Consider the following 19,338-nt stretch of genomic DNA (forward strand, 5'->3'; position numbering starts at 1 on the left):
CGGCGAGTGTTTAAGAGTCGCCGTAGCGCGACGAGTTACTCTGTCCTCAACTGACTAGATAGAAGCGCAGTGTACAAAAATAAGTGGCAAATAAATGAATAACATGAATCTGATCCCTGTTTATCCGGAAATCTTTCTGCTGATCGCGACTTCGGTCGTGCTGCTGATCGATATGTTCGTTTCGGATGCCAAGCGCCATATCACCTATTACCTGACGCTGGCCGTGCTGGCCGTGTGCTTTGTATTGACGCTGGGCGCATTCGAAAGCGGGGAGACGGTTTATACCTTTCACAACATGTTCGTTTCCGATCCGCTCTCCAGCCTGCTGAAACTGGTTTCCTATGTGGCGGTGGCGATGACCCTGGTGTACTCGCGCAGCTATGTGAGCGCGCGCGCCATGGTGGGCGGCCACCTGGGCGGCGAATTCTATCCTTTGGCCTTGTTCACCTTGCTGGGCCAGATGGTGATGATTTCCGGCAGCAATTTCCTCAGCATCTATCTGGGTCTGGAACTGATGTCGCTGTCGCTGTACGCGATGGTGGCGCTGCGTCGTGAAAATACTTCTGCGACTGAAGCTGCAATGAAATATTTCGTGCTGGGCGCGATGGCTTCCGGCTTCCTGCTGTACGGGATGTCGATGCTGTACGGCGCCACCGGTTCGCTCGACCTGGTGGAAGTGGCCCGCGCCGCGGATTCCGGCAACATCAACCATACCGTGCTGGTATTCGGCGTGGTGTTCATCGTCTGCGGCCTCGCGTTCAAGCTTGGCGCGGTGCCATTCCATATGTGGGTGCCGGACGTTTACCAAGGCGCACCGACCGCGGTTACCCTGCTGCTGGGCGGCGCTCCCAAGCTGGCGGCTTTTGCGATCTGCTTCCGCCTGCTGGTGGAAGCACTGCTGCCGCTGGCGGTCGACTGGCAGCAGATGCTGACCGTGCTGGCGGTGCTGTCGATGGCGATCGGTAACATCACCGCGATTGCGCAGACCAACATCAAGCGCATGCTGGCTTACTCGACCATCTCGCACATGGGCTTCATGCTGCTGGGCCTGTTGAGCGGCATCGTCGACAACAATCTGTTCTCGACCTCCAATGCCTACAGCTCGGCCTTGTTCTATGCGATCACCTATGTCATGACCACGCTTGGCACCTTCGGCGTCATCATGCTGCTGTCGCGTGCCGGCTTTGAAGCGGAAAACATGGACGACTTCAAAGGCTTGAACCAGCGCAGCCCTTGGTTCGCCGGCGTGATGCTGGTGCTGATGCTGTCGCTGGCAGGTATTCCGCCATTGATGGGCTTCTACGCCAAGCTGTCGGTGCTGCAGGCCGTGATCGGCACCCAGCAGATCTGGCTGGCAGTGGTGGCCGTGCTGTTCTCGCTGATCGGCGCCTTCTACTACCTGCGCGTGATCAAGATGATGTACTTCGACGAGCCGCAAGACCGTGCGCCTATCGTGGCCCATGCCGATGTGCGCGTCCTGCTGAGCCTGAACGGCATCGCAGTGCTGGTGCTGGGCCTGTGGCCCGGCTTGCTGATGGATGCCAGCAACCTGGCTATCGTCCGCACCCTGGCCGGTTTCATCGCTCGCGTCACCTCGTAACAGCGTGAACGTTTCGCTCTCCAGCCTGTTCGTCATCCTGCTCGCGCTGCTGGCGGCGAACCTGCCGTTCTTTAACGAACGCTTGTTCGCGCTGGTGCCGTTCAAGTTCGGCGGTCAGGCTGCAGCCAAGCCGATCTGGGTGCGCCTGCTGGAGTTGCTCGCCCTGTATGCGCTGGTCGGCCTGCTGGCCCATGTGCTGGAAGCGAATATCGGCAACGCCTTCACGCAAGGCTGGGAATTCTATGCGGTCACCGGCTGCATGTTCCTGGTGCTGGCCTATCCCGGCTACGTGCTGCGCTATCTGAAGAAGCATCGCTGAAGCAGGGCAGGGAGGCATCTTCCTCCTGCATCGACTTATACGGTGCGCAGCACAGCCTGCGCGCTCAGGCATTACAATCCCATATCAGTCCGCTTGTCTCATCTGCCACCATTTCGCCGGAGCGTTTGCATGGATAGTCACCTCAAAGAAACCCAGATCGCCACCGCCGTCGCCTACGACGGTCATTTCCTCAAAGTGCAGCGCGACAAGGTGGAACTGCCGGACGGTAAAGCCACCACCCGCGAATACATCAAGCATCCCGGCGCGGTCGTCATCCTTCCCTTGTTCGAAGACGGCACGGTGCTGCTGGAGCGGCAATACCGCTATCCTCTGGAACGAGTGTTCATTGAGTACCCCGCGGGAAAAATCGACGAAGGCGAAGATCACCTGAGCTGCGCCAAGCGCGAACTGCTGGAAGAAACCGGCTATACCGCCACCGAATGGCAGCACGTCTGCACCATCCACAACGCCATCGCCTATTCCGACGAGCACCTGGAGCTGTTCCTGGCGCGCGGCCTGGTGGCCGGCGAACGCAAGCTCGACGACGGCGAATTCCTGGATGTCTTCAAGGCGCCGCTGACGGATATGCTGGGCTGGGTAAGGGAAGGCAAGGTCACCGACGTCAAAACCGTGATCGGCACTTTCTGGCTTGAAAAAATTGTCGCCGGCGATTGGAGACTGTCTTAAGCATCGTAGGGTGGGCAAGTTTTTTTGCCCACGCGGTAGCGGACCACATCCGCGTGGGCACAGGTGCCCATCCTACGTTGATCTCTCTTAATACAAAGTGCAGATCACCAGTTCTGGATCCGCGTTCAGGCGGATCGGTAAAGTGCTGCATCCTACGCCCCGGCTCACGATCAGGCTGCCATTGTGCTCTATCGCGTGGCGGCCAAAGTGGTACTTCCGGCAAAGCGGTCCGTGTGGCACGAGGACGGGCGTGCCGTCTGCAAAGGCGACCTGGCCGCCATGCGTATGCCCGGCAAAGCTGAGATCGAAGCGCTGGCCGTCCAGCAGCAGCAAGCCGTCGGGCGCGTGCATCAGCAGTATGCGTATTTCCCCGGCATTGCCGACCGTTTGATGTATATCCGGCGTGCCGGTCCAAGGATCGTCCAGGCCGCAGATCGAGACGGCTTCATAGGGCGCCGGCAGCGGACGATTGCGGTTGATCAATACCTCCACGCCGGCTTCGTCCAGAATCGCAGACAGTTGCGCATCGTTCGCCCACAGATCGTGGTTTCCCATGACCGCATATTTCCCGTAGCGGGGCTGGATGGCAGCCAATCCCGCTGTGAGCGCCTGCGCATAATGCGCGTGCCCGGAAACAAAATCCCCGCCTAGCAGCAGTACGTCCGGCTGCTGGCGATCGATTTCATCGAAAAGATCTGCAAATATCCGCGGGCTGGTAGTCGGGCCGGCGTGGAAGTCAGATGCAAATCCTATGCGCAGCGGCGTGGTTAGTCTTTTGTTCGGTTCCAGTTCCACGGCGTAGTGCGATACGCCTAGCTTGCCGTGCAAGCCGAGCCGATAGCTTAACCTGGCGAAGAGGCCATCGAGCAGCAGGAAGTTGAGCGTGCGTTCGCTCAACCTGCGTGCCGGGTAATTGTGTCTGCCGCGCCAGCTTGTCATTGGATAAGTATGAAAAAGGCTGCATGCGCAGCCTTCAAGGTGAAATTACATATTCGGATAATTCGGTCCGCCGCCGCCTTCCGGCGTCACCCACACGATATTTTGCGTCGGATCCTTGATGTCGCAAGTCTTGCAATGCACGCAGTTCTGCGCATTGATCTGCAGGCGTTCGGTATTGTCCCCGTTGGTGACGAATTCATACACGCCGGCTGGGCAGTAGCGTGCTTCCGGTCCGGCATAGTCGCGCAGGTTGACGTTGACCGGGACGTTCGGATCTTTCAGGGTCAGGTGGATGGGCTGGTCTTCGGCGTGGTTGGTGTTGGAAATGAACACCGACGACAGGCGGTCGAAGGTCAGCTTGCCGTCCGGCTTCGGATACTTGATCGGCGTGTAGTTGGCGGCCGGCTTCAGGCACTCGTGATCGGCGTGGGTGTGGCGCAGGGTCCATGGCGCTTTGCCGCCGAACACTACCTGGTCGATGCCGACCATCAGGGTGCCCAGGTACAGGCCCTTGCTCATCCACGGCTTGAAATTGCGCGCCTTGTGCAGTTCTGCATGCAGCCAGGACTGCTCGAATGCCTGGCTGTAGGCGGTCAGCTCATCGAACTGGCGGTTGTTGCCCAGGGCTTCGAATGCGGCGTTGGCGGCCAGCATGCCGGTCTTGATGGCGGCGTGGCTGCCCTTGATGCGGCTGGCGTTGAGGAAGCCGGCATCGCAGCCGATCAGCGCGCCGCCCGGGAAGGTCAGCTTGGGCAGCGATTGCAGGCCGCCGGCGGTAATCGCGCGGGCGCCGTAGGAAATGCGCTTGCCGCCCTGGAAAAATTTGCTGATTTCCGGATGTGTCTTGTAGCGCTGGAATTCTTCGTAAGGCGACAGGTAGGGGTTCTCGTAAGCCAGGCCGACCACGTAGCCGACCGCGACCTGGTTGTTTTCCAGGTGGTACAGGAAGGAGCCGCCATAGGTCTGGGTATCCAGCGGCCAGCCGGCGGTATGCACCACCAGGCCCGGCTGATGCAGCTTGGGATCGATTTCCCACAGCTCCTTGATGCCGATCGCGTAGGTCTGCGGATCCTTGCCTTTGTTGAGGTCGAATTTTGCCATCAGCTGCTTGCCGAGATGGCCACGCGCGCCTTCGGCGAACAGGGTGTACTTGGCGTGCAGTTCCATGCCGAGCTGGAAGGCGTCGGTAGGCTGGCCGTGGCGGTCCACGCCCATGTTGCCGGTGGCGACGCCCTTGACCGAACCATCCTCGTTGTAGAGGACTTCGGCAGCGGGGAAGCCGGGGAAGATTTCGACGCCCAGCAGTTCCGCCTGCTGGCCCAGCCAGCGCACGACATTGGCCAGCGAGATGACGTAATTGCCATGGTTCTGGAAGCAGGCCGGCAGCAGCCAGTTCGGGGTCTTGTAGGCTTTTTTCTCGGTCAGGAACAGGAAGCGGTCTTCACTGACTTCGGTCGTCAGCGGCGCGCCCAGTTCTTTCCAGTTTGGCAGCAGTTCGGTCAGCGCCTGCGGGTCCATCACCGCGCCGGACAGGATGTGGGCGCCGATCTCGCTGCCTTTTTCCAGCACGCAGACGGACACTTCGCGCCCTTGCTCAGCGGCTTGCTGCTTGAGGCGGATCGCCGCGGCCAGGCCGGCGGGGCCGCCGCCGACCACCACCACATCGTATTCCATCGCTTCGCGCGGACCGTATTGTTCTAGGAGATTCTGCTGGTTCTGCCCTGGGGTTGGAGTCATTGTCTCTTTACCTATCATTAATTTTTCGAACGGATGTGCTAATTGTCGGGGATTTTGCGGCAGAATGCTAGGGCCTATTAACCTTTGATTTGGGAGTGCGAACGCGCGGCAGGCGTTACAGGCCTAGGCGCGCCGACGCGCCGTAGCGGTGCTACGGCAAGGAGAAGCAACAACGGCATGTGACGCCTGCAGCCGTTCCCGAAGGGTTCCCGCCAAAACGTGCGCTGGCGGCGTTGCATGGCTTGCTGGGGCTTCAGCCCCAGCTACGCCACGCGCCTTGCCAGCACACGTTTTGGCGGGAACGCATCTCCCAAATCAAAGGTTAATAGGCCCTGGGCTTCCTCAGCGGTTAGTGTTGTTCCTCGCATGTTGAGCAACGCACCGGACCGATGCTGCTTGCAGCCGGCTGAGGCAGATCACGACAGTATTCACGAAAGTTGAAATAATGGAAACCAGAAAACACGTCCACACCACGCGAATCGCGATGCGCTGGGGCGATATGGATGCGCTCGGCCACGTCAACAATACGATTTATTTCCGCTATATGGAACAGGCGCGCATCGAATGGCTGCAAGAACTCGGCAGCGATTTCGATTCCCGCCACGGGCCGGTGCTGGTCAACGCGCAGTGCAGTTTCTTGCGTCAATTGAAATACCCCTGCGAAGTCGAGGTCAAATCCTATATCGGCGCCATCGGCCGCTCCAGCTTCGAGGCCAGCTACGAAATCCGCCGCGCCGACATGCCAGACGTGGTGTTCGCCGAAGGTACGGCAAAAATCGTCTGGGTCGATTTCGACCTGGAAAAATCCATGCCTTTGCCCGATGACCTGCGCCAGTTGCTGACTAGCCCTTCAGCGCCGGCCTGAACGTTCGCTAAACCCGCTCTGCCTGCGTAATGCCGAGCAGGCGGTGCACTAGCTCGCTGGACGTCGACGCGGCAAATTTCTTCATCAGGTTGGCCCTGTGCATTTCCACCGTGCGCGGGCTGAGGCCGATCTGCTTGCCGATCAGCTTGCTGGTCTTGCCCTCTACCAGCAAGGCTGCGATCTCGCGTTCGCGCGGCGACAGCACGGCCGAAGCCCGGCGTTTTTCGCTCAAATCCTCGAAGGTCCAGATCCCAGCCGCGTGGGTGTCTGCCGGCACCAGCGCGTGGCCGGTGACATGGCACCAGAACAACTCGCCGCTGGCGCGCCGCATGATGCGCTCGTCGGAATAAACCCCTTTGGCGTTCATGATCGGCACGATGCGCGCGCCGGTGCGCTCGAACTCGTCCTGGGTCGGGTACAGCAGCTGGAACGACTGACCGTTCAATTCTTCCGGCTGGTAGCCGAACATGCGGGTCAGGGCCAGATTGCACACCTGCATGATGCGGCGTTCGGAAACGCACATGCCTATCGGCGCATGGGCGAAAATGGTCTGGTAATCGATAGCGGAATTGGGCAATGGCACTGGCTGCAGCTTGAGTTCGTAGTTTTACGGTATTGTTGGATGTGTTACTTCATCATATGCTAACAGACCAAGGGCAGAGCAATCAGAGCAATAATAGCTAGTTTACACAAACAGGAGGCAAGGCATGAACAAAGTTTATCCTGACGCGGCAAGCGCGTTGGCCGGCATAGTCAAGGATGGCCAGACCATCGCCGTAGGCGGTTTCGGCCTGTGCGGCATCCCTGAGGCGCTGATCCTGGCGTTGCGCGATTCCGGCGTGAAAGAGCTGACGGCGATTTCCAACAACGCCGGCGTCGATGGCTTCGGCCTCGGACAATTGCTGACCACCCGCCAGATCAAGAAAATGATTGCTTCGTATGTCGGCGAGAACAAGGAATTCGAGCGGCAATACCTGGCCGGCGAACTCGAGCTGGAATTCACGCCGCAGGGCACGCTGGCGGAAAAGCTGCGCGCCGGCGGCGCCGGCATCCCGGCCTTCTTTACCAAGACCGGGGTCGGCACGCTGGTCGCGGAAGGCAAGGAAATCCGCGACTTCGACGGCGCCAAGTATGTGATGGAGCGTTCGCTCGTGGCCGACGTGTCCCTGGTCAAGGCTTACAAGGGGGACCGCAGCGGCAACCTGGTGTTCAACAAGACCGCCCGCAACTTCAACCCGAACGTCGCCATGGCCGGGAAAATCACCGTGGTGGAAGTTGAGCACCTGGTCGAGGTGGGCGAGATCGATCCGGACCAGGTCCATACGCCGGGTATTTTTGTGCACCGCATCGTCGTCAATGCGAGCCCGGAAAAGCGTATCGAACAGCGTACCGTTCGCCCAGCAGAATAAACCAGACCAGGAGAACAAAATGGCATGGACACGTGATGAAATGGCCGCGCGCGCGGCAAAGGAATTGCAAGATGGTTTTTACGTCAACCTCGGCATCGGCTTGCCGACCCTGGTTGCCAACCATGTACCTAAGGAAATCGAAGTCTGGCTGCAGTCGGAAAACGGCTTGCTCGGCATCGGCCCGTTTCCGACCGAAGACAAGGTCGACGCCGACCTGATCAACGCCGGCAAGCAGACCGTGACTTCCTTGCCGGGATCGGCTTATTTCAGTTCCGCCGATTCCTTCGCCATGATACGCGGCGGTAAGATCAATATCGCCATCCTGGGCGCCATGCAGGTGTCCAGGAATGGCGATCTGGCCAACTGGATGATTCCGGGCAAGTTGGTCAAGGGCATGGGCGGTGCGATGGACCTGGTGGCCGGTGTCGGCCGCGTGGTGGTGCTGATGGAGCACGTGGCCAAGGCCAAGGACGGCACCACCTCGCACAAGATCCTGGAAGCCTGCAACCTGCCGCTGACCGGCGTCGGCGTGGTCAACCGCATCATCACCGACCTCGGCGTGCTGGATGTGACGCCGCAAGGCCTGAAGGTGATCGAGCTGGCGCCGGGCGTCAGCCGCGAAGATATCGTCGCGCAAACCGGGACGGAGCTGGACCTGAGCGCATTGCACTAAGATCGGGAAGATGCCGGCCCGGCCGGCGTTCCAGAAAAAGCGGCGTCTGACACATTTGTCAGGCGCCGTTTTTCTTTGCGCGGCGCCGGATGCATCCCTAATGTTCAAGGTAAGGTGCAAGGGAGGGGGCATATGCGATAAGATGTTGTATATCCGCAAAGCAAACGCGCTGCCCGCAGCTGTTTGCCGCCGTCCAGCAAGCCTTAACCGAAACGGGGTACCGATGACCATCGCCGCGCACAAGTCTGTTCAATGCATTTCTCCCGCCGGCCTGCACAAAATGGCCTACCAGGAGTGGGGCGATCCGCATAATCCGAATGTATTGCTGTGCCTGCACGGCGTCACCCGCGTCTCCGACGATTTCGACCAGCTGGCGCGCGCACTATGCGATACCTACCGGGTGATCTGTCCGGACGTGGTGGGGCGCGGCCGTTCCGGCTGGCTGCGCGATCCGCAATACTATGTGCTGCCGCAATACCTGAACGACGTGGTCACCTTGCTGGCCCGGCTCAACGCCGAAACCGTCGACCTGGTCGGCACCTCGATGGGCGGCCTGATCGGCATCGGCCTGGCCTCGCTGCCGGACAATCCCCTGCGCAAGCTGGTGTTGAACGATGTCGGTCCGACCTTGAATGCGGATGCGATGGGGCGCATCGGCGAATACATCGGCGCCGACATGCGCTTCCCTACATTTGACGAAGCGGCGGCCTACGTGCGCGCCATCTCGGCATCGTTCGGCCCGCACACCGACGCCGAGTGGCGCAAGCTGGCGGCCGACGTGCTGCATCAGAACGCCGGCGGCGAATGGACCCGCCACTACGATTTGAAACTGGCCGAGCCTTTCAAGTCGACCACGCCGGAAACCTTCAAGCTGTCGGAAATGCTGCTGTGGAACGCCTACAAGGCGATCAGCTGCCCGACCTTGCTGCTGCGCGGCGCCGAGTCCGATTTGCTGTCGCCTGAGACGGCGCAGCTGATGACGCAATGCGGCCCCAAGGCCAAGCTGGTGGAGCTGGCCGGCGTCGGCCATGCGCCCACCTTGCTGCATACCGACCAGATTGAAATTGTCGCCGATTTTCTGATCGGTTGATTTGCTGTCATTTATTCTTAAAGGAGATGATTCATGACTATCCAGCGCCTGCATGTCGGCAAGAGACTTTCGGAAGTCGCCATCCATAACAGTACCGTGTACCTGGCCGGGCAACTGGCCGAAGACACCACCCAGAACATCGAAGGCCAGACGCGCGAGACGCTCGGCCATATCGACCGCCTGCTGGCCGAAGCCGGCAGCGACAAGCATCACATCCTGTCCTGCCAGATCTACCTGGCCGACGTCAAGGATTTCGATGGCATGAACCTGGTCTGGGATGAGTGGGTCGCCGCCGGCAATGCGCCGCCGCGGGCCACGGTAGAAGCTAAACTCGCGCGTCCTGAAATCCTGATAGAAATTATCGTGGTCGCCGCGCAAAAATAAAGATGCAAGCATGGTTTCGCTCACTGCAACACAACGCGCTACGCAAATCCAGCTGTGCACCGCCGGCCTGAGTGCGGCCGACAGCGCGCGCGTGCTGGACGCGCTGGCGTTCGTCGAGCCGCTGTACGCCGATAACGTCATCACTACCGGCCAGAGCACGCTCGATTTTTCACAAGGCGTGGCCAGCATCCTGGCCTTGCTCGATACCGATGTCGAAACCCGCATCGCCGCCTTGCTGTTCGAGCTGCCCTTGCTGGACGCCAGCTACGCCGACACCATCGAGCAGCGCTTCGGCAAGGAAATATCCGACCTGGTCAGCGGCATCCGCCAGCTGATGCGCCTGCACGGCTTTACCTTCGGCTTGCCGCAGGAAGTCATGCGCGGCAAGAACGCCGCGCAGCAGGCCGCCAGCCAGGTGGAAACCCTGCGCAAGATGCTGCTGGCGATGGCCACCGACATGCGGGTGGTGCTGGTGCGGCTGGCTTCGCGCGTTACCGCGCTGCGCTATTTTTCCGAACAAAAGATGGAAAACGAGCGCACCAGCCAGTATGCGCGCGAGACGCTCGACCTGTATGCGCCGCTGGCCAACCGCCTTGGCATCTGGCAGCTCAAGTGGGAGCTGGAAGACCTGTCGTTCCGCTTCATCGATCCGGTCACCTACAAGCGCATCGCCAAGATGCTGGAAGAGCGCCGCATCGAGCGCGAAGGCTTTGTCGATGCCGCCATCACGCGCCTGCGCAGCGAGCTGGCGGCGGCCGACATCAAGGCCGAAGTCTCGGGCCGGCCCAAGCACATCTTCAGCATCTGGAACAAGATGCAAGGCAAGGACCTGGATTTTTCCGAACTGTACGACGTCCGCGCTTTTCGCGTGATCGTCGACGACGTCAAGACTTGCTATACGGTGCTGGGCATCGTGCACAACATCTGGGTGCCGATCCCGAAAGAGTTCGACGACTACATCTCGCGCCCGAAACAGAACGGCTATCAGTCGCTGCATACGGTGGTGCTGGCCGATGACGACCGCGCCCTCGAAGTGCAGATCCGCACCAATGAAATGCACCATTTCGCCGAATACGGGGTGGCGGCGCACTGGCGCTACAAGGAGTCCGGCAGTTCCAATTTCTCGGCGCAGAAATACGACGAGAAAATCGCCTGGCTGCGCCAGCTGCTGGCCTGGAAAAGCGAAGTGGTGGATGCCGTGGTGGAGCATGAAGACAGCCGCCGCGAGTGGCTGGAAAAACTCAAGCAGGCTACCCTCAACGACCACATCTACGTGCTGACGCCGCAGGCGCGCGTGATCGAATTGCCGAGCGGCGCCACGCCCATCGATTTCGCCTACTACCTGCACACCGACGTCGGCCACCGCTGCCGCGGCGCGCGGGTGGACGGCAGCATGGTGCCGTTGAATACGCCGCTGAAGAATGGCCAGACGGTGGAAATCATCACGGCCAAGAATGCCCCCGGCGGCTCCGGCCCCTCGCGCGACTGGCTCACGCCGGGCTACGCCGCCAGCGCCCGCACCCGTTCCAAGGTGCGCGCCTGGTTCAACGCCATCGAACAGCAGGAGACCCTGGCCACCGGCCGCAGCCTGCTGGACAAGACCCTGCAGCGCGAAGGCAAGACCGCGGTCAACCTGGAAGAGCTGGCGCGCAAGCTGGAATTCGCCAAGCTGGAAGATTTGCTGCTGGCGCTAGGCAAGGATGAATTCAGCCTGCGCCACGTCGAACAGGCGCTGCACGACGACCACGGCATCAAGCCGATCGAGCACGGCAGCGAGTTTGAAGAGGCCGCTATCACTCGCAAGAGCCGCGCCTCCAGCGTAGTGCATGGCGGTAAATCCGGCGTGCTGGTGGTCGGCACCGACGGCCTGATGACGCAGCTGGCCAAGTGCTGCAAGCCGGCGCCGCCCGATCCCGTGGTCGGCTTCATCACGCGCGGCAAGGGCGTATCGATCCATCGCGAAAACTGCAAGAATTTCGCCGAGATGCGCATCAAGGCGCCGGAGCGGGTGATCCAGACCACCTGGGGCGCACAGGAAGCGGAAACCGTCTACCCGGTAGACATCTTCGTGCTGGCCAGCGACCGCCAGGGCCTGCTGCGGGATATCTCGGAAGTGTTCCTGCGCGAGAAAATCAACGTCATCGGCGTCAGCACGCAAAGCGCGAAGGCCCATGCGCGGATGGCGTTCACCGCCGAAATCGCCTCTACCGCCCAGCTGCAGAAGGCGCTGACGGTGATTCGCGAGGTGAAAGGGGTACTCGAAGCCAAGCGCCAATAAGCCTGGCTCAACAGGCGCGGGGAGGGCTGTCAGCTTTGTCTCCGCGCCTGCTTTATTTTCCAGAAAGTTTGTGTCATAATGGCGGCCTCTCCGGGAGGTTAGCTCAGGGGTAGAGCGATCGCCTCACACGCGATAGGTCACAAGTTCGAAACTTGTACTTCCCACCAGAATTCCTGTTTTAAATCAATAAGTTAAGCCAGTCGGGAAAGTATCCGCGATATTTCGATCGATCTGGCTTTCGTCAGAATTTTCCCTCGTTGTCTCGCCCTACGGCCCGGCGCATTCGTGCGGCTGGCGGCCGGCCTCGTTATAGCCGAGGCCATGCATCAGCGTCGGGGCCAGCACTTTGAGAATCTGCACCGTCAGGGCGCTGGTGAATTTGTATTCCCCCGCCTTGGGTCCTGCCACGTATGCCATCACCGTGCCGAAATACCGATCGCCAATGTAGAACACCAGTACCCCCGAACGACTAACCACCCGCTCGGAAATCAGCCCGCCGCCCTTGGCGAAAGTCTTGTATCGATTGTCGCCTGTACCGGTCTTCCCACCTACCGCTATTTGCGTTCCATTTGCTGACTTGAAGGCCCCAGCCAACCTCTTGGCGGTTCCCATCTGGACTACTTCAGCCAGGACCGGGCGCAGCAGCAACGGGATTTCCGGTATCAAGACCCGTTCGCCGCTGCTGGCAGTCCGGGCGAGTGTCGTTTCATATGGCGTGCCGTTGCCGAACTGCAGGCGCTCGATTCGCACCGTTGGCAGGCGCAAACCTTGATTCTCGATAATTCCCATCAATTCCGCCAGCGCGTCCGGGCGATCCGCCGAGGCGCCGATGGCTGTGCCATATGACGGGACCAGCGATTCGAACGGATACCCCAAGCGTGTCCACGCCTTGTGGATTTCCTGGAAGCCTTCTACTTCAAGCAATTGCTTTATGCGTTTGTCCTGCGCATTCTTATGGCGGGTCTTGAACAGCCATTTATAGACCTCCTGTCGCTCGTCGGCGCTAGCGGCGAAAGCCTGCGTGAGTGTGGCATCTGGATATTTTCGCAGGTAGCCGACCACCCATAGTTCCAGCGGGTGTACGCCTGCCAGATAACCGCGATCAGAGAGGTCGAAGCGCTGTGGAGCGGATTCATCGTAGAGCTTGCTCAGCATCTCGTCGCTGAGGCCGACCGCAGGCAGGTAGGTGTTGGCGAATTGAGTGAATTGGGCTGGACTGTCCTGCGGCGCTATGGTCCTGAAAATCATGGCGAGGCGTTTGAGGGTTGGATGTATCCCCTGGATCAGGATGCGCTCCTGGTCTTCAATGCTTTTGTTGCGATATTTGCTGTAGAAGTGCGATATGAATGTGCGTCCTTCGGTATCGGCAAAGCGTTGCAGGTATCCTTTGCGGTCGGGTGTATCAATGTTCTCCAGCAGCTGTGCGCTCGAGCCGGGTACCTGGTACATGTAAAAATGTACGATATCGCGCATCAGTCGTACAAACACCAGATTAACCGAGTGCCGGAACCCTTCGCGCACAGTGAAGTTCTGGCCGTTTTCGAACTTCTCGAAATTTTCGAAATGCTGCATGCCGCCGCCGGTGGAGAACCATTCACCCGGATTGCCAGAGTACTTGCGCTCCAGAGAGGCTTCCAGCATTGCGGTCAAGTTGTGGTCTGGTGCTTGTGCAAGATAATCGAGCGCCCAGCGTCGGATGGGGTCCTGCTGCGCTACGCTTATTTTCTTCAGCTCTTGCCGATCGAGAGCGGCGTATCGGCGGTGCAGGTCGGCGACGATTTCAAGGTAGGTGATTAGCGTGCGTAGCTTGGCTGTAGAGCCGAGATCGAGCTTGATGCCTTTGTTGATGTCGAGCGGCTGGTCGAAATTGTCTGTCTGCACGCGCACGCGATTGCCGCCGGGGGTGCGTTCGAACAGCGTAAAACTGTAGGTCACGCCGCGCGGATCACCTTGCTGGAGCAATTGAGGTTCGATCAAGCCTGCTGTCTTGGCGTTTGCCCGGTCGCGCAATTTATACAGCTCAGCAGTGACCTCCTGTTGCAGCTGAGAGTCCAGCGCGCTGTCGACAACGAGATCCAGGCGATCGAGGTCATACATGCGCGGCACGCTTAGCAGCGATGCCAGATTTCCCCGTACAGCGTTGACCCCTTTGCGTTCAGCAGGCCGCCAGGATGGCCGGGTGTCTTTGCTGTGCGGCTTGAGTGATTGCGCCAACGCCGCATCGCGCAGCGCAGCGGTGATCACTCCCGCATTTGCCAGCAGGCGCAGGTGAGAATCGGTGAGCGCTTCCAGTTCATCGATGTGGGCCTGATAGTAGGAGGGGCTGCGCTGCGAAATCAACAAGCTGAGCACTTCCTTGTAGGCTAGCGCGCGCATCGAAAGAGGGGCTTGGGAATGATCGGCCAGCAACAAATTGACTTGCTTGAAATCGCGGCCATACCATGCCCACAAGCCATCGCCTACGCCGTTGATTTCACCGAAGCCGGCGCGAGCTCCCAATGGGACCGTGTTCACATAATGGGTCACCAATTGGTGGCGTACCTCGGTTGTGTCTTCGCCATAGAGATAGGCGCGCACCGAGGCAGAAATCATCTGGCGCAGTTTTTCCGTGGCGGATCCGGTGCGTCCGTCGGGAGAGTGTCGATATTTCTCGATCTGGGTGGCCAATGTACTGCCGCCTGGCGATTCAGAATTGGCGCGGAACAAGTGCACGGCGCGATCCCATATTGCATGAGAAAAGCGTCCCCATTCGACGGCAGGGTTACGCCGCGGCTGGCTGGTATCCAGCAGGGTCCGGTTTTCAATATACAGGAGAGAACTGGTTAGCAAGGACGGGATGGCGGCAAAACTTGAGTAGATCCGTTCCGGGAAGACCGGGGCATAAATAGGCAGTCCGTTGCAGTCTAAGATTGTCAGGCCGGCCTGATCCTTTTCCAGATAGGGCGCGTACACACCGCGTTTGATCACTTCCCCCATTCGCGGCGACAGGCGAGCTTGTTCAGTCACGGCATACTCAAGCTCATCCAGTCGTTCCTGGAAGGTCTGCAATTGGGTGTAGCCCAGACGTTGATCATAGGGACCCGCGTTCGGGAACAGGATCGATCGACTCGGGCCAGGTCCTACGCGAAAATTTAGCTCATTCCCGAGGCGCGCCAGATAGCTGGCTTGCAGCCTCGAGGTGCGTAGCTCGTCGGCGACGAAATACATCATCACCGCGATCAACAGCAAGATCGTGAGGAGAATAACGAACTTCACAAACCGTGGACGTTTTCTCAGCATGGCTTGGTCCGGTAGACGCTACGCGATGGAAACGGTTAAATCTTCATGTATCCTAACCTAGACTTGATGGATGCCAACTGCATTTTTGCCAGAATGTGCCTGCTCTTCATTATAGCCGCACATTCATTCGTCAATATCCGTCCGCAGCTCATCGCGCTTGTCGCTTTCAGGACATGGCGGATCTCAATAGCAACCGAAATTTCTACCAAAGCATCACGCCTGCGTTTCAAAACCATTATGATCAGAGGGGCTTGACATACAAGCAGTGGCAGATGCGCTGACAGATTCCGGGTAATCGAACGGAATCGCAATGCAGGCAAGGCAGATCAATCGACGAATGGGAACCATGACACAGAAAATCTTTTGGCAAGATCCTTATCTGACCGAGCTGAAAACCGCTGTCGCCGCTGTGCGCGGCGATCAGGTGTATCTGCAGTCAACGATTTTCTTCGCTTTCTCGGGCGGCCAGGAAAGCGATACGGGCACCTTGGGTGGCTATCCGGTCCTGGCTGCAGCGAAGGATGGATTGGATATCGTCTACACGCTGCCGCCCGAACACACCTTGAAAGCAGGCGACCCGGTTGAACTGCGGATTGACTGGGACCGGCGCTATCGCCTGATGCGTCTGCATTTCGCGGCCGAAATGATTCTTCAGCTGGTGTACAAACATTGTCCGGGCATCGAGCGCATCGGCGCCCACATTTCCCAGGACAAGGCGCGCATCGACTTCGCCCGCGATGACAGCATCGCCGTGCTGTTCCCCTTGCTTGAGCAGGAGGCAGGCGCTCTGGTCGCCGCCGGCACGCCGATAGAAACAGATTTTACCGATGAACAGTCTCAACGCCGGTACTGGGAAGTCCAGGGCTTTGCCCGCATGGGTTGCGGCGGCACCCACCCCAGGTCCACCGCCGAAATCGGCACGCTCACGCTAAAACGTAAGCGGCTTGGCAAGGGCAAGGAGCGCATCGAAATCACTTTGTCGTCTCAAGCGAAGGCGGATTTTGATTCGAACGATGTGCGCTAGCGTACATACAGCGGAGGATGCCCTGCGGTAAATTTAAATCTCCAATCGGAGGTTATCATGTTAAATCGCCAGCTTCATCTTTCCTCAACACCCGATATTCTCGCTCGCAAGAGCGTTTGCCTGTCAGCCTTGGCGATGCTCATCCTGGGCATGTCGTTCTCCGCTATGGCGGCAGGAGCTGCAAGCGATTCCGTCGGCGCCAACGCGCGTTATCAGGAAGATCGCGCACGTTGCATCAGCGGCCAGTCGAATCAGGATCGTGCAACTTGCCTGAAAGAGGCCGGGGCTGCATTGCAAGAAGCGAGAAGGGGGCGCCTGCATGACGACAAGGCCGCGGATCAGGCAAATGCATTGTTGCGCTGCAATGCTCTCCCTGTGGACGATCGCGATGCGTGCCAGCGCCGCATGAATGGCGAAGGCACGACCAGCGGCAGCGCGCTGGAAGGCGGCATCAGCCGGGAGCTGACCGTGCCGGACAAAAAATAGGATATGCTGGGCGCAACGTATCCTTACAGAAGAAATGACTATGGTTCAAGCAAAGGGCTTTCCGTATAAGGGACATGCCGTGTTCCCGCGGCCGGAAAAACAGGACAGTGGAAAGTACGCGGCATGTTTTACGATTCAATCAGGAAAAGACGGCGCGGGTGAAATCCGTTACACCCGCGCGGCGCCTAGCAATGAATTCGAAACCGAGGACGAGGCGCTCGCTTACGCCCTGGATTTTGCCGGCGACTGGATTGATCAAAATCCGATCTGATGCCTGGATCTGGCAGACCCTGATCCTTGATCAAGCGCCTCTTTCTTCCAGCAGCATGAAGCCATCCCCGTCCGTTTTGGCGAACATCGTTTCGTAGCCTTTGATGGACGAGTGAGGAGTATCCATCGGATGGAGATGCGTCGCCGTAACGACCATCACCGTAGCGCCTGCCGCCTCGCCGGCAGCAATGCCGACAGGGGCATCTTCGAATATCAGGCAGTCGCCGGCGTCGACGCCCAGCCTGCTGGCCGCCAGCAAGTAGCAATCAGGATGCGGTTTGCCGGCTGCGACATCCTCGGCCGTCACCAGGATGGCCGGGACGGGAATGCCCGCTGCAGTCATACGCCGCGCCGCCAGATCCCTGGGGGCTGACGTCACCACGGCCCACCTGTCCGCCGACAGCGATCTCAGAAAATTTGCGGCGCCGGGCACTTCGACAATTCCTTCTACATCGGCAATTTCGGCCTGCGTAATGCCAATCGCTTCCAGTTCCGGATCGACGCCAGGCAATGCCAGGCGGGCGACCGTGTCAACTGCCCGCGCGCCGTGTATGGTCGGCAGAAAGGACGCAACATCGAGACCGTGACGCGCCGCCCATGCGCCCCGGATGCGTTCTGCCGCAGCGATGGAGTTGAGGATGGTGCCGTCCATGTCGAACAGGAACGCACTGTAACGGCCTTTGGCTACCGATGAATTACTGTCAGACATTTTTTGTTTCCTTGAGGCGCAAATTGGGCTGTCATTATCTCCGATATCGCTAAAACCGGAATTCATTGATCCAGCTTGATGCATGCCGGTTGCGCCGGCATGAAGCGCGGATTGACGCTTGCCACCTGCACCGGCTTGCCCGCCAGCGCGTTCAAGGCTTGCTGCAGCTGCCAATCCTTGGCGCCGCCGAATTCCTTTTGCGGCAGCGCGCTTTTGTTCGGGTCCGGCTTGGCTTTTGCGCGCTGGTCGCGCTGGCGCTGGCGTTCTTTGCGCACATCGGCGAAGGGATCGGGATTGGGCTTGTTGGCATAGGGCGCGCGCGGAATGTCGACTTCGCGGTGAATGAGCAGGACACCCTCCATGTCGGCATCCTTGCGTGGTCCGACGATCCAGTCCGGTACTACGCCGTAGCCTTCCATCGGACAGCCGTTCGGCCGCAGGTTGCGGGCATAGGTCCAGCCCAGGTAAGTGCCGTCGCGCGTGCCGACGCCGGTTTGCGCCATGCCTTTGCCGTAGGTCGGCGTGCCCAGCAACTTGGCGCGGCCGAGGTCTTTCAAGGCGGCTGCCGTGGCTTCGGCGGCCGAGGCGCTCTGGCCGTCGACCAGCACGATCAGCGGCACGCTGCGCCACCAGTCGTCTGCCTCCAGCGGCGCCAGCGGATCCTGGCCTTTCAGCACCGGCAGGTCGTAGTCCGGCCAGTTGGTGCTGATGCGGTGCTGGATCTTGTCGTCGCGTTGCAGCGTGACCATCGCGGTCTTGTTGCGGCCGGTGAAGAGGCCGATGATGCCGATGGAGGCGTTCAAGGCGCCGCCGCCGTTGAGGCGCAGATCGAGGATCACGGCCTTGACCGGCGCGCCATTTTTCCTTGCCGCCTGCACTGTATCGATGTAGTCGCCAATCGCTGGTTCGGGAAAGCTGCTCATGCGCGTGTACAGCACATCGCCCGGCAGCCGCTTGGCGCTTGCCGGCCGTTGCTTGATGATGGCGCGCAGCAGCGTGAATTCAAGCCGCTGCTGCTTGGCGCCGCGCAGCAGCGTCAGCTTGAGCGGCGTGCCGACGTCGCCGCCGGCGTATTTGGCGATGTCGGTAGTGCTGATGCCGGCCATGCTGTTGCCGTCCATCGCTACCACGATGTCGCCGGTGCGCACGCCGGCCTGGGCCGCGGGGGCGTCCGGCGCCACGTCGATGATATGCAGGCCGTCCGCCAGGGTCTCGAAGATGATGCCGATGCCGGGCGTGCCATTGCGGGCGCGCTCGTCCTTCTTCGCTTGCTCCAGCTGTTCCTCGGCATTCATGAATTTGGCATAGGGCAGGGTTTTGACGCCCAGGCGTATGGTTTCGTCGAGAAAGGCGGGGACGTCGATCTCTGTCAGGTGATCTTTCTTGAGTATTTCCACCACCGACTTCAGTTCGCAGATCTGCGGTTCCCAGTCAGGAGGGCAGGGCGACGGCTCGGCGGCATGGGCCGGCGCGGAAAATGCCAGCGCGATGAGCACTGCGGCGAGGGCGGGCCAATGCCGGCCTGAGATGCCGCCGTCGCTGATCTTGCGGCTCATGGCCCGTCCAGAAAATACTGTCATCGGATGTGC

The 19,338-nt window shown here is 59.8% G+C and carries 18 protein-coding genes and 1 tRNA gene; 13 read left to right on the forward strand and 6 right to left on the reverse strand.

Annotated features, from left to right (window positions below; all coding sequences use genetic code 11):
* Window positions 1–94 precede the first annotated feature (94 nt).
* The 3 genes from nuoN (at window position 95) to AC07V8_RS01705 (ending at window position 2,606) form a co-directional block, all read left to right on the forward strand.
* Window positions 95–1,600 (forward strand): NADH-quinone oxidoreductase subunit NuoN, encoded by a 1,506-nt coding sequence (gene nuoN / locus AC07V8_RS01695; RefSeq protein ID WP_494676939.1) that lies wholly within the window; start codon window positions 95–97, stop codon window positions 1,598–1,600.
* A gap of 4 nt (window positions 1,601–1,604) precedes the next feature.
* The gene (locus AC07V8_RS01700; protein WP_494676938.1) at window positions 1,605–1,919 is read left to right on the forward strand and encodes a DUF2818 family protein; all 315 of its coding nucleotides are present in this window, start codon (window positions 1,605–1,607) and stop codon (window positions 1,917–1,919) included.
* A gap of 129 nt (window positions 1,920–2,048) precedes the next feature.
* Window positions 2,049–2,606, forward strand: coding sequence for an NUDIX domain-containing protein (locus AC07V8_RS01705; RefSeq protein ID WP_494676937.1), 558 nt, complete (start codon window positions 2,049–2,051; stop codon window positions 2,604–2,606).
* An 87-nt stretch (window positions 2,607–2,693) separates the two neighbouring features.
* On the opposite strand, the gene AC07V8_RS01710 is transcribed toward AC07V8_RS01705, so the two are convergent.
* Both AC07V8_RS01710 and AC07V8_RS01715 read right to left on the reverse strand, forming a co-directional pair.
* Window positions 2,694–3,503 (reverse strand): metallophosphoesterase, encoded by an 810-nt coding sequence (locus AC07V8_RS01710; RefSeq protein ID WP_494676936.1) that lies wholly within the window; start codon window positions 3,501–3,503, stop codon window positions 2,694–2,696.
* An 87-nt stretch (window positions 3,504–3,590) separates the two neighbouring features.
* The gene (locus AC07V8_RS01715) at window positions 3,591–5,282 is read right to left on the reverse strand and encodes an electron transfer flavoprotein-ubiquinone oxidoreductase (protein ID WP_494676935.1); all 1,692 of its coding nucleotides are present in this window, start codon (window positions 5,280–5,282) and stop codon (window positions 3,591–3,593) included.
* 445 nt (window positions 5,283–5,727) lie between these two features.
* On the opposite strand from AC07V8_RS01715, the gene AC07V8_RS01720 reads away from it, so the two are divergent.
* Window positions 5,728–6,147 carry an acyl-CoA thioesterase gene (locus tag AC07V8_RS01720; protein WP_494676934.1) on the forward strand — a complete coding sequence of 140 codons (420 nt, stop codon included), beginning with the start codon at window positions 5,728–5,730 and terminating at the stop codon, window positions 6,145–6,147.
* Window positions 6,148–6,154: 7 nt separating this feature from the next.
* Here the strand turns inward: AC07V8_RS01720 and AC07V8_RS01725 are convergent, their stop codons facing one another.
* Window positions 6,155–6,730 (reverse strand): LuxR C-terminal-related transcriptional regulator, encoded by a 576-nt coding sequence (locus AC07V8_RS01725; RefSeq protein WP_494676933.1) that lies wholly within the window; start codon window positions 6,728–6,730, stop codon window positions 6,155–6,157.
* Window positions 6,731–6,854: 124 nt separating this feature from the next.
* Between AC07V8_RS01725 and AC07V8_RS01730 the strand changes: the two genes are divergently transcribed.
* From AC07V8_RS01730 to AC07V8_RS01755, 6 genes are all read left to right on the forward strand, one after another.
* Window positions 6,855–7,556 (forward strand): CoA transferase subunit A, encoded by a 702-nt coding sequence (locus AC07V8_RS01730; protein ID WP_494676932.1) that lies wholly within the window; start codon window positions 6,855–6,857, stop codon window positions 7,554–7,556.
* A gap of 19 nt (window positions 7,557–7,575) precedes the next feature.
* Window positions 7,576–8,229 (forward strand): 3-oxoacid CoA-transferase subunit B, encoded by a 654-nt coding sequence (locus tag AC07V8_RS01735; RefSeq protein ID WP_494676931.1) that lies wholly within the window; start codon window positions 7,576–7,578, stop codon window positions 8,227–8,229.
* Window positions 8,230–8,452: 223 nt separating this feature from the next.
* Window positions 8,453–9,319, forward strand: coding sequence for an alpha/beta fold hydrolase (locus AC07V8_RS01740; RefSeq protein ID WP_494676930.1), 867 nt, complete (start codon window positions 8,453–8,455; stop codon window positions 9,317–9,319).
* A 33-nt stretch (window positions 9,320–9,352) separates the two neighbouring features.
* Window positions 9,353–9,703: a RidA family protein gene (locus tag AC07V8_RS01745; RefSeq protein WP_494676929.1), complete on the forward strand. Its 351-nt coding sequence runs from the start codon at window positions 9,353–9,355 to the stop codon at window positions 9,701–9,703.
* A gap of 10 nt (window positions 9,704–9,713) precedes the next feature.
* On the forward strand, window positions 9,714–11,981 hold the full coding sequence (locus AC07V8_RS01750) for a RelA/SpoT family protein (RefSeq protein ID WP_494676928.1): 2,268 nt from the start codon (window positions 9,714–9,716) through the stop codon (window positions 11,979–11,981).
* A 92-nt stretch (window positions 11,982–12,073) separates the two neighbouring features.
* Window positions 12,074–12,148: transfer RNA gene (locus AC07V8_RS01755), tRNA-Val, on the forward strand.
* Window positions 12,149–12,248: 100 nt separating this feature from the next.
* On the opposite strand, the gene AC07V8_RS01760 is transcribed toward AC07V8_RS01755, so the two are convergent.
* Window positions 12,249–15,260, reverse strand: a complete 3,012-nt coding sequence (locus AC07V8_RS01760) for a transglycosylase domain-containing protein (RefSeq protein ID WP_494676927.1) — start codon at window positions 15,258–15,260, stop codon at window positions 12,249–12,251.
* Between the two features lie 346 nt (window positions 15,261–15,606).
* Between AC07V8_RS01760 and AC07V8_RS01765 the strand changes: the two genes are divergently transcribed.
* The 3 genes from AC07V8_RS01765 to AC07V8_RS01775 are packed head-to-tail and all read left to right on the forward strand — an operon-like array spanning window position 15,607 to window position 17,041.
* Window positions 15,607–16,284: an alanyl-tRNA editing protein gene (locus AC07V8_RS01765; protein WP_494676926.1), complete on the forward strand. Its 678-nt coding sequence runs from the start codon at window positions 15,607–15,609 to the stop codon at window positions 16,282–16,284.
* Window positions 16,285–16,341: 57 nt separating this feature from the next.
* A complete protein-coding gene (locus tag AC07V8_RS01770; protein WP_494676925.1) occupies window positions 16,342–16,770 on the forward strand; it encodes a hypothetical protein in 429 nt (142 codons plus the stop codon).
* A gap of 40 nt (window positions 16,771–16,810) precedes the next feature.
* Window positions 16,811–17,041: a DUF6566 family protein gene (locus tag AC07V8_RS01775; protein ID WP_494676924.1), complete on the forward strand. Its 231-nt coding sequence runs from the start codon at window positions 16,811–16,813 to the stop codon at window positions 17,039–17,041.
* 30 nt (window positions 17,042–17,071) lie between these two features.
* On the opposite strand, the gene AC07V8_RS01780 is transcribed toward AC07V8_RS01775, so the two are convergent.
* Both AC07V8_RS01780 and AC07V8_RS01785 read right to left on the reverse strand, forming a co-directional pair.
* On the reverse strand, window positions 17,072–17,749 hold the full coding sequence (locus AC07V8_RS01780) for an HAD-IA family hydrolase (protein WP_494676923.1): 678 nt from the start codon (window positions 17,747–17,749) through the stop codon (window positions 17,072–17,074).
* Window positions 17,750–17,811: 62 nt separating this feature from the next.
* Entirely contained in the window at window positions 17,812–19,329 is a 1,518-nt protein-coding gene (locus AC07V8_RS01785; protein WP_494676922.1) for a S41 family peptidase, read from the reverse strand.
* Window positions 19,330–19,338: the final 9 nt, after the last annotated feature.

The organism is Collimonas sp. GW821-FHT02H07, assembly GCF_059421505.1.

What these genes read in the sequence shown, in the direction of transcription:
- nuoN (WP_494676939.1), top strand. Translation starts at nt 95, where the DNA reads ATGAATAACATGAATCTGATCCCTGTTTATCCGGAAATCTTTCTGCTG.
- AC07V8_RS01705 (WP_494676937.1), top strand. Translation starts at nt 2,049, where the DNA reads ATGGATAGTCACCTCAAAGAAACCCAGATCGCCACCGCCGTCGCCTAC.
- AC07V8_RS01715 (WP_494676935.1), bottom strand. Translation starts at nt 5,282, where the DNA reads ATGACTCCAACCCCAGGGCAGAACCAGCAGAATCTCCTAGAACAATAC.
- AC07V8_RS01720 (WP_494676934.1), top strand. Translation starts at nt 5,728, where the DNA reads ATGGAAACCAGAAAACACGTCCACACCACGCGAATCGCGATGCGCTGG.
- AC07V8_RS01730 (WP_494676932.1), top strand. Translation starts at nt 6,855, where the DNA reads ATGAACAAAGTTTATCCTGACGCGGCAAGCGCGTTGGCCGGCATAGTC.
- AC07V8_RS01735 (WP_494676931.1), top strand. Translation starts at nt 7,576, where the DNA reads ATGGCATGGACACGTGATGAAATGGCCGCGCGCGCGGCAAAGGAATTG.
- AC07V8_RS01740 (WP_494676930.1), top strand. Translation starts at nt 8,453, where the DNA reads ATGACCATCGCCGCGCACAAGTCTGTTCAATGCATTTCTCCCGCCGGC.
- AC07V8_RS01745 (WP_494676929.1), top strand. Translation starts at nt 9,353, where the DNA reads ATGACTATCCAGCGCCTGCATGTCGGCAAGAGACTTTCGGAAGTCGCC.
- AC07V8_RS01750 (WP_494676928.1), top strand. Translation starts at nt 9,714, where the DNA reads ATGGTTTCGCTCACTGCAACACAACGCGCTACGCAAATCCAGCTGTGC.
- AC07V8_RS01760 (WP_494676927.1), bottom strand. Translation starts at nt 15,260, where the DNA reads ATGCTGAGAAAACGTCCACGGTTTGTGAAGTTCGTTATTCTCCTCACG.
- AC07V8_RS01765 (WP_494676926.1), top strand. Translation starts at nt 15,607, where the DNA reads ATGACACAGAAAATCTTTTGGCAAGATCCTTATCTGACCGAGCTGAAA.
- AC07V8_RS01770 (WP_494676925.1), top strand. Translation starts at nt 16,342, where the DNA reads ATGTTAAATCGCCAGCTTCATCTTTCCTCAACACCCGATATTCTCGCT.
- AC07V8_RS01775 (WP_494676924.1), top strand. Translation starts at nt 16,811, where the DNA reads ATGGTTCAAGCAAAGGGCTTTCCGTATAAGGGACATGCCGTGTTCCCG.
- AC07V8_RS01780 (WP_494676923.1), bottom strand. Translation starts at nt 17,749, where the DNA reads ATGTCTGACAGTAATTCATCGGTAGCCAAAGGCCGTTACAGTGCGTTC.
- AC07V8_RS01785 (WP_494676922.1), bottom strand. Translation starts at nt 19,329, where the DNA reads ATGACAGTATTTTCTGGACGGGCCATGAGCCGCAAGATCAGCGACGGC.